Raw genomic sequence first — 13,378 nt, forward strand, 5'->3', positions numbered from 1 at the left:
AGCGTGGAGACATGACCACACCCGTCTGCACCAGCGCTTCGACCGCTGCTACGACAGCGAGGCAGACCCATCCGTACGCGGCGTACCCGTCCTTCTCGTCGTACGTACGGGCCCGCGGGCCGGTGCTGCTGCGTACCGCCCGGTCGCTCACCGCGAACCCGTGCGACGCGGAGGACCTGCTCCAGACCGCGCTCACCAAGACGTATGTCGCGTGGGAGCGCATCGAGGACCACCGCGCGCTGGACGGCTACGTCCGCCGCGCGCTGCTGAACACCCGCACCTCGCAGTGGCGCAAGCGCAAGGTGGACGAGTTCGCCTGCGACGAACTGCCCGAGCCGGAGCCGGTGGCCGCGGCGGACGACCCGGCCGAACACCAGGCGCTGCACGACGCGATGTGGCGGGCGATCATGCGGCTGCCCGCGCGGCAGCGGGCGATGGTCGTCCTCAGGTACTACGAGGATCTGAGCGAGGCGCAGACGGCCGAGGTGCTCGACGTGTCGGTGGGCACCGTCAAGTCGGCGGTGTCCCGGGCGCTGGGCAAGCTGCGGGAGGACCCCGAACTGGGGCTGGTCCGCTGAGCTGCGACTTGTTCGATCGCGCGCCGTCGTGTCCGGCAACGTGACGTGATCGATCACCCGGATCTAGTGACATACCGCGCGGTATGTGCGCAGAATCAGGCGCACACCTTACCGCCGCGTAGGCAATGTCGCCCCGGGAGGACGCCGTGCTGAGCACGATGCAGGACGTACCGCTGCTGATTTCGAGGATCCTGACCCACGGTTCCACGGTCCACGGCTCGTCACAGGTGATCACCTGGACCGGCGAGGAGGAGGCGCAGCGCCGCTCGTTCGCCGAGATCGGCACCCGAGCCGCCCAGTTGGCCCACGCCCTGCGCGACGACCTGGGGGTACGCGACGACGACCGGGTCGCCACGCTCGCCTGGAACAACGCCGAGCACGTCGAGGCCTACTTCGCGATCCCCTCCATGGGCGCGGTCCTGCACACCCTCAACCTCCGGCTGCCCCCGGAGCAGCTCGCCTGGATCGTCAACCACGCCGCCGACCGCGTGATCATCGCCAACGGTTCGCTGCTGCCGCTGCTCGCCCCGCTGCTGCCGCACCTGAAGACGGTCGAACACGTCGTCGTCACCGGCCCCGGCGACCGCGCGCTGCTGGCCGACGCCTCCGCCCAGGTGCACGAGTACGAGGACCTGCTCGCCGGCAAGCCCACCGCCTACGACTGGCCGGAGCTGGACGAGCGCTCCGCCGCCGCCATGTGCTACACCTCGGGCACCACGGGCGACCCCAAGGGCGTGGTCTACAGCCACCGTTCGGTCTATCTGCACTCGATGCAGGTCAACATGACCCAGTCGATGGGCCTGACCGACCAGGACACCTCCCTCGTCGTGGTCCCCCAGTTCCACGTCAACGCCTGGGGCCTGCCGCACGCCACCTTCATGACCGGCGTGAACCTGCTGATGCCGGACCGCTTCCTGCAGCCCGCGCCGCTCGCCGCGATGATCGAACGCGAGAAGCCGACGCACGCCGCCGCCGTGCCCACCATCTGGCAGGGCCTGCTCGCCGAACTCACCGCGAACCCCCGCGACGTCTCCTCCCTCACCCAGGTCACGATCGGCGGCTCCGCCTGTCCGCCCTCCCTGATGGAGGCCTTCGACCGGCTGGGCATGCGGGTCTGCCACGCCTGGGGCATGACCGAGACGTCCCCGCTCGGCACCGTCGCCCGCCCGCCGGCCCACGCGGTGGGCACCGACGAGGAGTTGGCCTACCGCCTCACCCAGGGCCGCTTCCCGGCCGGCGTCGAGGGCCGGCTGACCGGCCCCGGCGGCGACCGGCTCCCCTGGGACGGCGAGTCCGCCGGCGAGCTGGAGGTCCGCGGCCCGTGGATCGCCGGCGCCTACTACAACGGCCCCGACGCCGAACCGCTGCGCCCGCAGGACAAGTTCAGCGAGGACGGCTGGCTGAAGACCGGCGACGTCGGCACCATCAGCCCGGACGGCTACCTCACCCTCACCGACCGCGCCAAGGACGTCATCAAGTCCGGCGGCGAGTGGATCTCCTCGGTGGAGCTGGAGAACGCCCTGATGGCCCACCCGGCCGTCGCGGAGGCCGCCGTGGTCGCCGTCCCCGACGACAAGTGGGGCGAACGCCCGCTGGCCACGGTCGTGCTCAAGGACGGCGCCACCGCCGACTTCGAGACCCTGCGGGCCTTCCTCGCCGCCGAGGGCAAGATCGCCAAGTGGCAGCTGCCGGAGCGCTGGACGGTCATCCCGTCGGTCCCGAAGACCAGCGTCGGCAAGTTCGACAAGAAGGTGCTGCGCCGGCAGTACGCCGACGGGGCGCTCGAAGTCACCCGCCTCTGACGGACGCGCGCGGCGGTACGGCGGTGCACCTCACCGCCGTACCGCCGCGCACCCGTTTCCGATGACGGCCACCGGCCGCCGACGCGCCCGCCGTCCGGACTCAGTTGGTCCCGATGCGGGCCAGCAGGTCCACGATCCGGACCTGCACCTCCGCGCTGGTGGACCGCTCCGCGAGGAACAGCACCGTCTCGCCCGAGGCCAGCCGGGGCAGGTCCGCCTGGTCGACGGCGGCCGTGTAGACGACCAGCGGCGTGCGGTTCAGCTGCCCGTTCGCCCGCAGCCAGTCGACGATGCCGGCCCGGCCCCGGTGCACCTGGTGCAGATCCATCACGACCAGGTTCGGCCGGAACTGCCCCGCCAGCGTCACCGCGTCCGTGTCGCTCGCCGCGCGGGCGACCTGCATCCCGCGCCGTTCCAGCGTCGCCGTCAGCGCCAGCGCGATCTCCGCGTGCTCCTCGATGAGCAGGACCCGCGGCGGGTGCTGCTCGCTGTCGCGCGGCGCGAGCGCCTTCAGCAGCACCGCCGGATCGGCGCCGTACGCCGCCTCGCGTGTCGCCTGCCCGAGCCCGGCCGTGACCATGACCGGCACCTCGGCGGCCACCGCCGCCTGCCGCAGCGACTGGAGCGCGGTCCGGGTGATCGGCCCGGTCAGTGGATCGACGAACAGGGCCGCCGGGAACGCGGCGATCTGCGCGTCGACCTCCTCGCGCGAGTGCACGATCACCGGCCGGTAGCCGCGCTCGCTGAGCGCCTGCTGGGTCGACACGTCCGGCGCGGGCCAGACCAGCAGCCGGCGCGGGTTGTCCAGCGGCTCCGGCGGCAACTCGTCGTCCATCGGCTGCGGCCGGGGCGTATCGGCGACCTCCACGGCACCGCCCGGACCGTCCAGCGGCTCGGGTCCCTCGGCGGCGTTCTCGTCCGGTGCGCCTATGGCGTACGACCGTCCGGCACCCTCACTGGGCTGCGCGGGCAGCCGTGACTGCCCCGCCGCGGCCGGCTGCGGCTGCTGCGGTACGGGGGTCTGCTCGGCCGGCGGATGCGGACGCGCCCCGGCCGGGTCGGGCGGCGTACCGAGCTTGCGGCGCCGTCCCCCGGCGGTCGACTGCTGCGGGGGAGGAGTGGCGCCCGCCGCCGGCTGCTGCACCTGCGCCGCCTGCCGGTTGAACGGAACACCCTGCCCGAGCGTCCGCACGCTGATCGCCCGGCCCTGTGTGGAGTTCGGGTCCACCGGCGCGGCGGCGGTCTCGGCGGGCAGCGGCTGCGCCGTCCGCGTCCGCGCCGCGGCGGCCTGCGCCTCGGGGGGCAGCGGGGTACCGGGGGCCGGGGTCGGCGCACCGGCCTCGGCCGGGGTCCGCACCGCCGCGGCGTCGGGCGGCACGGCCGCTCCCGCGGGCGGTACCGGGGCGCCCGCGCCGGAGGTGTCGTCGTGTCCGGCCGCCGTGCCGGGCCACTGCGGCGGGGCCGGAGTGGCGGCCCCGGGCGTCGCCTCCGCCGGGAGCGGCCGGGCCGCGGCACCGGGGCTCTGCGCGGGCTGCGCGACCGGCTCGGCGACCGCGGGCGCGGGCAGACCGAGCTGTCCGGACGGGTGCTGCGCGGGCACGCCCTGGCGCCGGTCGGCCGTCGCCGGGCCCGGTTGCGCGGCCGGGGCCGGCTGCGCGGGCCGGGCCTGCGCCGGAGCCATCTGGTCCGGGGTCATCTGGGCCGGGATGGCCTGCGGGGCGACGGTCGCCGTCTCCGCCTGCTGGGCGACGGCCCGCCGGCGACGGCCGGTCGGGGCGCTCGCGGGGTGCGGCTGGGGCGGCGTGTGGTCCTCGGACTGGTCGTGCGGCACCGCGTCGTGCCGTCCGCGGTCGTCGGCGGGCCCGGCGCCCGGAGCACCCTGGCTCGGCAACTGCGCGGCGGGTGCCTGGACGGCGACGGCGGTCTGCCCGGCGGCGGCCCCGCCGTCCGGCGTCCGGTCAGCCTCGGCCGGCGGCAGCGCGAACACCGTGCGCGGTCCCGTGTCCTGTGCGGCGGCACGCTCCTGTGCGGCGGCGAGGGCACGCCTGCGGCGCCCGGTCGGTTCCTGGTCCTCCGCGCCGGAGTCGGCCGGAGCGGCCGCGGGCAGCGCCGGCGGCAGGGCGTTCTGCTCGCCCGCGGCCCGCCGGGCCCGCCGTCCACCGCCGGACGCGGGCACACCCTGCGGCGGAACGGTCCCGCCCAGACCCGTACCGACGGCCGCGGAGCCCGCGGCGTGCTCGGCGGCCGTGACCACGGCGCCCTCGGAGACACCGTCCGCCGCGTCCTGCGCCGTACCGTCCGCCGCGCCGGCGACCTCGGCCGGCCGCCCGCGCCGCCGCCCGGTGCCGCTCGTGACCTCGGTCGCCGCGACCGGCGCCTCCAGGGCCGGGGGCGCGGCACGCCTGCGCCTGCGCCCCGTCGGCGCCGCCGCCTCCGTCCCGGGTACGGCGATCTCCGTCCCGGGCGCGGACTGCGCGGTGTCGCTCTCCAGGAAGGCGTCCACGGAGGCCCGCCGGGACCGCCGCCGCCCACCGCCGCCGGAGGTCTGATCGGAGGCGTCGGTGCTGTCGTCACCGGCGGACTCCGGCGCGGCCGGCGCGGAGACCGCCCCCGCCCCGCCCCCGAGCGGAACCTCCAGGACGAACGCGCTGCCGCTCATCCCCGGCACCTCGTGCGTCTGGAGCACACCACCGTGGGCCCGCACGATCCCGCGCACGATCGGCTCGTGCACCGGGTCTCCCCCGGCGTACGGCCCGCGCACCTCGATCCGTACGACCTCACCGCGCTGCGCCGCCGCCACCACGACGGTGTTGTCCAGGTAACCACCGGCCGAGACGGGCGAGTTGCCGGTCGCGTCCACCCCGGCGACATCGGCGACGAGGTGCGCGAGGGCGGTGGCGAGCAGCTGCGGGTCGACCTCGGCCTCGATGGGCGGCGCGTGCACGGCGAACTGCACGCGGCCGGGCCCGATCAGTTCCACGGCCCCGTCGACACCGGCCGCGACGACACCGTCGAGCATCACCTTCGTACGGGTGATCGCCGCGGTACCGGCGTCCAGCTGCTGGTAGCCGAGGACGTTGTCGATGAGCTGGGTGATCCGGGAGTACCCGGCCGACAGGTGGTGCAGCACCTGGTTGGCCTCGGGCCACAGCTGCCCCGCGTCGTCGGCGGCCAGCGCCGCCAGCTCGCGGCGCAGCTCGTCCAGCGGTCCGCGCAGCGACCGGCCGAGCAGCGTCAGCAGCTGATCGTGCCGCCCCGCCAGAGCCTCGTACCGGTCCTTCTCCCGCTCGGCGAGGGCGGCGTACCGGTCGTCGCCGGCCGCCAGTTCCTCCTCGTGCTGCTCGCGCAGCTCCTCCAGCTCCGTGACGTGCTGCTGGCGCAGGGCGGTGAGGTCGCTGGCGTGCTCCTCGGCGAGCCGCTCCAGCTCCTCCGCGTGCCGCTTCTGCGCGACCTGCTTCTCCTCGGCGAGCACGTCGTAGGGCCGCCGGTCGGTGAAGGTCATCACGGCGCCGACCAGTTGGTCGCCGTCGCGCACCGGCGCGGTGGTCAGGTCGACGGCCACCTTGGTGCCGCTCTTGGACCACAGCGCCTGCCCGCGCACCCGGTGCTTGCGCCCCGAACGCAGGGTGTCGGCGAGCGGGGACTCGTCGTACGGGAAGGGGGAGCCGTCGGCGCGCGAGTGCAGTACGAGCGTGTGCAGTTCCTTGCCGCCGAGTTCGCCGGCGCGGTAGCCCAGTATCTGCGCGGCGGCCGGGTTGACGAGGACGATCCGCCCGTCGGTGTCGGTGCCCACCACACCCTCGGCGGCGGCCCGCAGGATCATCTCGGTCTGCCGCTGCGAACGGGCCAGCTCGGCCTCGGTGTCGACGGTCCCCGACAGGTCCCGCACGACGAGCATCAGCAACTCGTCCTGGGTGTAGCCGTGACTGTCGTAGGCCTGCTGGGCGTTCTCGAGGTTCGCGCTGGTGACCTCGACCGGGAACTCGCTGCCGTCGGTCCGCCGGGCGATCATCCGGGTCGGCTTGGTCCGGCCGCGCGGATCGATGTGGTCGGGGCGGCGCATGGAGCCGGGGATCAGCTTGGAGTCGAACTGCGGCAGCAGATCGAGCAGCCCGCGTCCGACCAGCGCGGTGCCCGGCGCCTCGAAGGCCTCCAGCGCGATGGTGTTGGCGTTGACGACGGTCCCGTTGGCGTTGACCAGCACCAACGCGTCGGGCAGCGCGTCGAGTATGGCTGCGAGGCGAGCAGCGCCTCGGGATGGCCTGCTGCTCACGAGACGCTTCCTCCCTGTTACCGCACCTTGCCGACCGCTCGGGCCATCTTGCCAACCTGCCCGCGACGTGTCACGCGAGGGAGTCTAAAGGCTGGGGTTGTGCTCGCGACCCAGGATGAGACAGAGGCCGCATCACGAGGTGACGACGGCCGGACGGCGCACCCGCGCGAATCGGGGAAGCCCGCACATCGGCGGCACGCCCCCTCCGTGCGGCCTGCGCCAGACCTTCACGGCGGCGTCGTCCCCGGTTGTCCGCGCCGTCGCCGGCGGGCCGCCCCGGAGGGACGTCCGGCGGCCGTCACGCCCCCGTCGCGGGCAGCAGCGGCACGAGCCGGTCCCAGCGGGCGATCTCGCACCCGTTGCTGCGGTCGAACGTCGCGTCGACGGGGCGTCCGGACCAGGTCCCGGTGACCCGCGCGGTGGCGGGCCCGCCGTACTGCATGGTGCAGACGCTGTCCCCCGGAACCGGCGCGAAGGCGTCGCTCCCCCATCGCGTCTCCCGGTCCAGGGCCCGGCACGCGCCGCCGGCGTCCGGATGACTGCCCCCGGCCGGATTGCACCGCAGCTCGTACGTCCTCGCGCCCTGCCCGCCGGCGTCCCGGACGGTGACGGTGAGGCGATCACCGTCCCGGGCGGCGCCGAGGGCACCCGCCGGGAATTGACCGGCGGGTGCGGTGGGCGTGACGGGTGTGCCGGGAGCGGCGGGCGTGGCGGACGCGGGGCCCGCGGACAGGGCGGTGATCGCGGCGAGCGGGGCACCGGCGGCGAGGAGGAGCCGCCGAAGGGCCGTGCCGGGCGCGCGAAGGGCGGGGGAGGCGGGGGTGACCTGCGACATGACCTGACTAACGCGACAGGTCCCCGGATGTTGCGGCCCCGGCCCGCCGCCCGCGGGGCCCTTTGCTCTGCGGGCCGCCTGCCTAGTACCGTGGGGGGCGATTGGTGACAGCACGCTCGACTGTGTCATCATCTGCACGCACCTTTCGCGCTCGCGCGAGGGGTTGTGCTGGAGGCGTCGCCTAGTCCGGTCTATGGCGCCGCACTGCTAATGCGGTTTGGGCCTTAAAGCCCATCGAGGGTTCAAATCCCTCCGCCTCCGCTTGATCGCCGAAGCCCCGGTCCATCGACCGGGGCTTCGTCGTTTCCGGGCCTCGATGGATGAGTTTGTGCAGGTCGCAAGGGGTATGGCTAACGGATTTCACATGGCGGCGGCAGTCATGTAATGTTCTTCCTGTCGCCGCGAGCGGGCCGAAAGGGCCGGGAACGGCGGGGAAAACAGAACAAAGACAAGCACTCGTAGCTTAACGGATAGAGCATCTGACTACGGATCAGAAGGTTGCAGGTTCGAATCCTGCCGAGTGCACAGTGACCGGAAGCCCTGTGGAGTGATCCACAGGGCTTCCGGCTTTTGCCGTGGACGCGGCCTGACGGCGTGGTACTTCCACCGGCACCCCGCGGGCGATCCGGGCCCGGAGGCCGCCCCCGCCCGCGGGCCGGATTCAGCCGGCGGTCTTCGCGGGCACCTCGCCGTGCCGGTCGACGACCCCGCGCTTCATGACGGCGTCGATGCCGAACAGCACGTCGCCCGTGGTCCCCCCGGCCTCGGTCCCGTCGCTGACGAGGTACCCCTGCGAGCCGGTGTAGGCGAGCGTCTCCTTGTCGAAGATCAACACGGTGCGGGTCGCGGAACCGGGGTCCTCGTGGGTGATGCCGATGCCGTGGCGCCCCGCCGCGTCGACGGCGTCGGGGATCCAGGTGACGCCGGGAATCCTGGCGACGGCCTTGTACAGGGCGGAGGCGGTCGCGGGCGGCATGATCACACTGCCCAGCAGCTCGCCGATCGTCCTGAAGACCGCCTCGTCCTTCGAATCGCCCTTTTCCACCGTGGTCTGGGAGTAGAGCAGCTCGAGCAGCGCCTCGGGGTCGGTGGGCAGCGAGGCCAGCCACGCGTAGGTGGGGTACCACAGTCCGGGGCCCACGGGCGAGGCGGACGTGATGGGGCCCAGCTGACCAGGCATCACGGCGTCCTTGCCGCTCGAGCGGAGCCAGCCGGTCGTGGTGACGCGGCCGGGCTTCTGAGCCATCCAGATCTCTTCCTTGTGCGCGGCGCCGAGCACCACCGGACCGCCGAGGGCGCCCTTGTTCACGCGCGCCAGGCGCTCGACGTACACGAACTGGTCCTCCCTCACCGGCGTCGCGTCCGTCTTCATGGCCGCGGCGGCGATCCGGCCGAGGGTGACGGACGCCTTGGTCGCCCGGGCCGGTGCGGAGGCGGTGGACCCGGCCGCGGGGGCGGAGCCGTGCTCACCGGCGGAGAACGTGACGACCAGGGCACCGGCCAGGGCCAGTGACGTGGCGGGCAACACCAGGGCCAGGCGGGGCAGCCAGCGGCGGGAGGGAGCGGGCGACGTCGCGTCGGCGGCGCTGTGGTCGAGGTCGATCTGCTGCATCAGAAGGTCCTTGTGGTGAAGACGGCGGCTCGGCGAGAGGTCCCAGTCGGCCGAGGCTGCCAGCAGTTCTTCCGCCTCGCTCCGGGCGGAGCCGGCGCGCGGGTTGTCGGCGTTCATCGGGTTTCCTCCCGCAGGAACAGGGCCGCGATCGCGGCCTCACTCTCTTTCTCTCCGCGACGACCACGCGGTTCCGCGTCCTCGCGAGCCGCTGGACCGGCGCTGTACCGGGCCAGTCGCGCCCGGGCGCGCGAGAGCCGGGACCTCACGGTGCCGACCGGGATGCCCAGTGCCTCGGCGGCCTGCCGGTAGTCCAGTCCGGCACCCACGCACAGGGCGATCACCTCACGGTCCGGGCGGTTCAGCCGACGCAGGGCCGCGTGGACCGACGCGAGGCGGCGGGTGTCGTCGATCCGGCCGGCCGTCTCGTCCGCGAAGTCCTCCACCGAACGGGGCTCCGGGCTGCGGGCCAGGAAGGCGAGCCGCCGGCGCAGACCGCGGTTGGCGTTGTGCGCCTTGTGCGTCGCGATACCGAGCAGCCACGGTGTGAGTGAACCGCCCTCCGGATCCACCGTCTCCCGGGTACGCCAGGCGCCGAGGAAGGTCTCCGACATCACTTCCTCGGCCTCGGACCAGTTGCCGGTCAGCCGCAGGGCATGGGTGTAGACCGCGCGAGCGTTCTGGTCGTACAGGTCCGCGAACGCCGCACGGTCCCCTGCCCGTACTCGCGCCCGCAACGACTCACTGGGTTCTGTATGACTCACACTGTTTTCTCTCCGCCGACCCGGCCCCGTTCCCGTGTCCTGCGCCACACCGCCGCGACGGTGGGGAGGACGAGATGCCGCCGCAGCAAGAACAGGACGAGGCCCCGGCCCACGCCGTCATTGTCCCCGGCGGTCGGGACGAGCCGGGGGCGGGACCACCGCGGCGGCGGAGCCGGCGCTCCGTTGTCAGTGCTGCGTCCTACGCTTCGGGGTGATGGTTCGTATGTGGAGGTGCTCGGGGCTGCGGTGGGCGTCCGAAGGGCCCGAGTTGGTGTGGAGCGGGGGGCGCGGCAGCGCGCTGACCCGGGGGAAGCGAGTGGCCTTCGAGGTCGCCGAGGGGGGTGTGCGGACCTGCGTCGGAGCGCGGGGGCACGCGTGTCCGGGGCGGACCGCCGTGTCCGGCCGGGGCACGGGTGCGCGGTGCGAGGAGTGCGCCCGGCTGGACCGTGCGCACTCGGTGGCCGCCGACGGGGTCCCCGACGATCCCCGGCCGTATCGCGTCTATCTGGCGTGGTTCGGGCCCGGTATGGCCAAGGTGGGGATCACGGCCGTCGAGCGGGGTTCGTCGCGGCTGCGGGAGCAGGGGGCGGTGTGCTTCAGCTGGCTCGGGACCGGGCCGCTGATGGCCGCGCGGCGAGCCGAGGAGCTGCTGCGGGCGGCACTGCGCGTACCGGACCGGATCCCGTACGCCGAGAAGCGGGCGGTGCGGGCCGCGCTGCCGCCCACGGAGGCGGAGCGCGCCGCGGAGATCGCGGAGCTGCACGGGCGGGCGGTGGCGCTCGGCGGCTGGCCGGAATCGCTGACCCGGGAGCCGTTCCGGACGGTGGACCACCTGGAGTTGTTCGGGCTGGAGGGGGCGCCGGCCGCGGTCGGGGAGGTGAGTGAGCTGGTCGCGGGTGGAGCGGTGATCGGGGAGTTGGTGGCCGCCGCGGGGCCCGATCTGCATCTGGCGTGCGCGGGGCGGGGTGTCGTCGTCCTGGACACGCGGCTGATGACCGGATGGGGGCTGATGCCGGCCGGCGGCGGGGAAACCACCGTGCCGGTGCGGGAGTTCAGGAGCGGAGGCGCGTCGCAGGACGGGTTGTTCTGAGGCGGGACGGACGTGGGAGCGCGCGGGGGACCGGGAGTTGCCGTGCCGCGGTCGAGCCGTCGCGCGCTGGTGCCGCGTCCGGCGCTTCTGTTCCCGGGGGCGTTCCCGAGCGGTTCCTGAGAGACGGCTGTGTGTTTCTCAGGAAAATCACATGCCGGGGAAAGGGCGCTCTCACCGGACGTCGACACAGTGGCCGCCATGACTACGACCTCGCCCCAGGGGCGTACCGAACTGCTCAGGCCGGACGGGAGTCCCGTCCGCGTGCTCGTCGTGGACGACGAGCAGTCCGTCACCGAGCTGCTGTCCATGGCACTGCGCTACGAGGGCTGGCAGATCCGCAGCGCGGGGGACGGCCGGGGCGCCGTCCGGAACGCGCGGGAGTTCCGGCCCGACGCCGTCGTCCTCGACATGATGCTGCCCGACATGGACGGGCTGGCCGTCCTCGGGCGGTTGCGGCGGGAGCTGCCCGACGTACCGGTGCTGTTCCTGACGTCCAAGGACGCGCTGGAGGACCGGATCGCGGGGCTGACGGCGGGCGGTGACGACTACGTCACCAAGCCGTTCGGCCTCGAGGACGTCGTCGCCCGGCTGCGCGGGCTGATTCGCCGCGCCGGTGCCGCCGACCGGCGGTCCGACTCCGTGCTCGTCGTGGGCGATCTGACCCTGGACGAGGACAGCCACGAGGTCACCCGGGCCGGTGAGGGCATCCATCTGACGGCCACCGAGTTCGAGCTGCTGCGCTTCCTCATGCGCAATCCCCGGCGCGTGCTCAGCAAGGCGCAGATCCTCGACCGGGTCTGGTCGTACGACTTCGGCGGGCAGGCCAACGTGGTCGAGCTGTACATCTCGTACCTGCGCAGGAAGATCGACGCCGGGCGGGAGCCGATGATCCACACCCGGCGCGGCGCCGGCTATCTGATCAAGCCCGCCACCACATGACCCCCGACGGCTGCTCACGGCACGCCATGAGGGCGGTGAATGCGGGCATCGGTGCGAAGGTCGCCCGGGGCTGACTACTCGTCGGCCACCAGCCGCGCCGGGAAGCCCCCGGTCGCCACCGGTCCCCACCGCTCGGGGGTGACCCGGATGATCGACTTGCCCTGTCTGGCCATGGCCTCCCGGTACTCGGCCCAGTCCGGGTGCTCGCCGGCGATGTTCCGGTAGTACTCCACCAGGGGTTCCACGGAGTCGGGCGTGTCGATGACCTCGGCGGTGCCGTCGATCTGGACCCAGGGCCCGTTCCAGTCGTCGCTCAGCACCAGCACGCCGACCCGGGGGTCCCGCTTGGCGTTGCGCGTCTTGGCGCGCTCCGGGTAGGTCGAGACCACGATCCGGCCCGAGTCGTCGACGCCGCAGGTCAGCGGGGAGGCCTGCGGGCTGCCGTCGGCCCGCCGGGTGAACAGGATGGCGCGGTGCCTGGGGCGTACGAAGTCCAGCAGCTCGTCCAGGGACACGCGGGTGTTGGTCGCGATGTTCGGTGCCATGAGCGGCAGCCTAGGGCTTGTCGGACAGGCCCCGGGGCGCGGCGCGCGCCGGATGCCCGACCCCGCTGTGCGTACGTCCGCACCGCCATCGTCACCGCCATCGCCGTCGTCGGGCCGTCGTACCGTCAGCGCCTCCGCGGGGCCGTCGTACCCAGCGCCTCCGCCGGGCCGTCGTACCGTCAGCGCCTCCGCCGGGCCGTCACGGCCTGAGTGCATTCGTCTCCCCCGGGCCGTCGTACCGTCAGCCCTTCCGCCGGGCCGTCATGCCCTGAGTGCATCCGCCTCCCCCGGCCGTCACGGCCTCACCGCATCCGCCTCCCCGGCCGTCACGCCGCCAGGGCCTCCGCCAGGTCGTCGTAGACCGGCACGTCGCGCCGTACCCCGGTGACCTCCAGTACCCGGCCGGGCAGCCCGAAGGGCACCGCCACGATCCGCAGTCCGATGTGCGGGGCCAGATACCGGCGGACGTCCTCGACGAGCCGGGCGCCCTGGGAGTCCATGAAGGGGGTCCTCGTCAGGTCCAGCACCATCAGCCGCAGCCGGTCGGCGCGGGCTTCGGCGGCACGGGCGTCGGCGGTGGAGGTGACGGCCGCGTACAGGGCCGTGGCGTTGCTGAGGTCGATCTCGCAGGGCAGGGAGAACAGGATGCAGCCGGGCAGGTCTCGTACCCAGCAGGGACTCGGGAAGTGGATCACGGCACTCACCTGGCAGACGGCGGACGGCACACGGCGTACGGGGACGGACGTCCGGAGTTCGGGGTCCGCCTCCCGAGCAGGCCGCTTTCTGACCCGTCGACCCCATTCCACCACGCCCGAAGTCGAGTTCAAAGGTGTCCGGAAAGACCGTCGGCGGGCGTCACCCCGATGCAACCGAGCAGCTAAAGTGGCTGCTCGTCCTGTGCTCGCAGTCGGGAATGTGCTGCGGAGCTCTCCTGCGCGCGGTC

At 73.5% G+C, this 13,378-nt stretch carries 10 protein-coding genes and 2 tRNA genes; 6 read left to right on the top strand and 6 right to left on the bottom strand.

All coding sequences use genetic code 11. The features are described from left to right. The first annotated feature begins 11 nt into the window (after nt 1-11). Nucleotides 12-578, top strand: a complete 567-nt coding sequence (locus DN051_RS20310) for a SigE family RNA polymerase sigma factor (RefSeq protein ID WP_053759367.1) — start codon at nt 12-14, stop codon at nt 576-578. Between the two features lie 125 nt (nt 579-703). Further along, nucleotides 704-2,380: a long-chain fatty acid--CoA ligase gene (locus DN051_RS20315; protein WP_112439237.1), complete on the top strand. Its 1,677-nt coding sequence runs from the start codon at nt 704-706 to the stop codon at nt 2,378-2,380. Nucleotides 2,381-2,480: 100 nt separating this feature from the next. On the opposite strand, the gene DN051_RS20320 is transcribed toward DN051_RS20315, so the two are convergent. Then, on the bottom strand, nt 2,481-6,653 hold the full coding sequence (locus DN051_RS20320) for a PAS domain-containing protein (RefSeq protein ID WP_112439238.1): 4,173 nt from the start codon (nt 6,651-6,653) through the stop codon (nt 2,481-2,483). Nucleotides 6,654-6,951: 298 nt separating this feature from the next. After that, entirely contained in the window at nt 6,952-7,488 is a 537-nt protein-coding gene (locus DN051_RS20325; protein ID WP_112439239.1) for an SSI family serine proteinase inhibitor, read from the bottom strand. A gap of 170 nt (nt 7,489-7,658) precedes the next feature. Between DN051_RS20325 and DN051_RS20330 the strand changes: the two genes are divergently transcribed. Next, nucleotides 7,659-7,749, top strand: a tRNA-Ser gene (locus DN051_RS20330). A gap of 191 nt (nt 7,750-7,940) precedes the next feature. Then, a tRNA-Arg gene (locus DN051_RS20335) sits at nt 7,941-8,013 on the top strand. Nucleotides 8,014-8,149: 136 nt separating this feature from the next. Here the strand turns inward: DN051_RS20335 and DN051_RS20340 are convergent. Both DN051_RS20340 and DN051_RS20345 read right to left on the bottom strand, forming a co-directional pair. Next, a complete protein-coding gene (locus tag DN051_RS20340) occupies nt 8,150-9,217 on the bottom strand; it encodes a CU044_5270 family protein (RefSeq protein WP_112439240.1) in 1,068 nt (355 codons plus the stop codon). Then, the gene (locus tag DN051_RS20345; RefSeq protein WP_053759377.1) at nt 9,214-9,834 is read right to left on the bottom strand and encodes an RNA polymerase sigma factor; all 621 of its coding nucleotides are present in this window, start codon (nt 9,832-9,834) and stop codon (nt 9,214-9,216) included. Before DN051_RS20345 ends, DN051_RS20340 begins: the two co-directional genes overlap by 4 nt. 241 nt (nt 9,835-10,075) lie before the next feature. On the opposite strand from DN051_RS20345, the gene DN051_RS20350 reads away from it, so the two are divergent. Both DN051_RS20350 and DN051_RS20355 read left to right on the top strand, forming a co-directional pair. Next, nucleotides 10,076-10,951, top strand: coding sequence for a DUF2797 domain-containing protein (locus tag DN051_RS20350; RefSeq protein WP_112439241.1), 876 nt, complete (start codon nt 10,076-10,078; stop codon nt 10,949-10,951). 198 nt (nt 10,952-11,149) lie between these two features. Continuing rightward, nucleotides 11,150-11,890 carry a response regulator transcription factor gene (locus DN051_RS20355; protein WP_063797306.1) on the top strand — a complete coding sequence of 247 codons (741 nt, stop codon included), beginning with the start codon at nt 11,150-11,152 and terminating at the stop codon, nt 11,888-11,890. A gap of 74 nt (nt 11,891-11,964) precedes the next feature. Here DN051_RS20355 and DN051_RS20360 read toward each other — a convergent pair whose 3' ends face one another. Further along, entirely contained in the window at nt 11,965-12,435 is a 471-nt protein-coding gene (locus DN051_RS20360; protein ID WP_053759380.1) for a PPOX class F420-dependent oxidoreductase, read from the bottom strand. A gap of 326 nt (nt 12,436-12,761) precedes the next feature. Then, entirely contained in the window at nt 12,762-13,130 is a 369-nt protein-coding gene (locus DN051_RS46575; protein WP_053759381.1) for an STAS domain-containing protein, read from the bottom strand. Between the last annotated feature and the right edge of the window lie 248 nt (nt 13,131-13,378).

This window comes from Streptomyces cadmiisoli, from assembly GCF_003261055.1.
GTDB classification, from domain to species: Bacteria; Actinomycetota; Actinomycetes; order Streptomycetales; family Streptomycetaceae; genus Streptomyces; species Streptomyces cadmiisoli.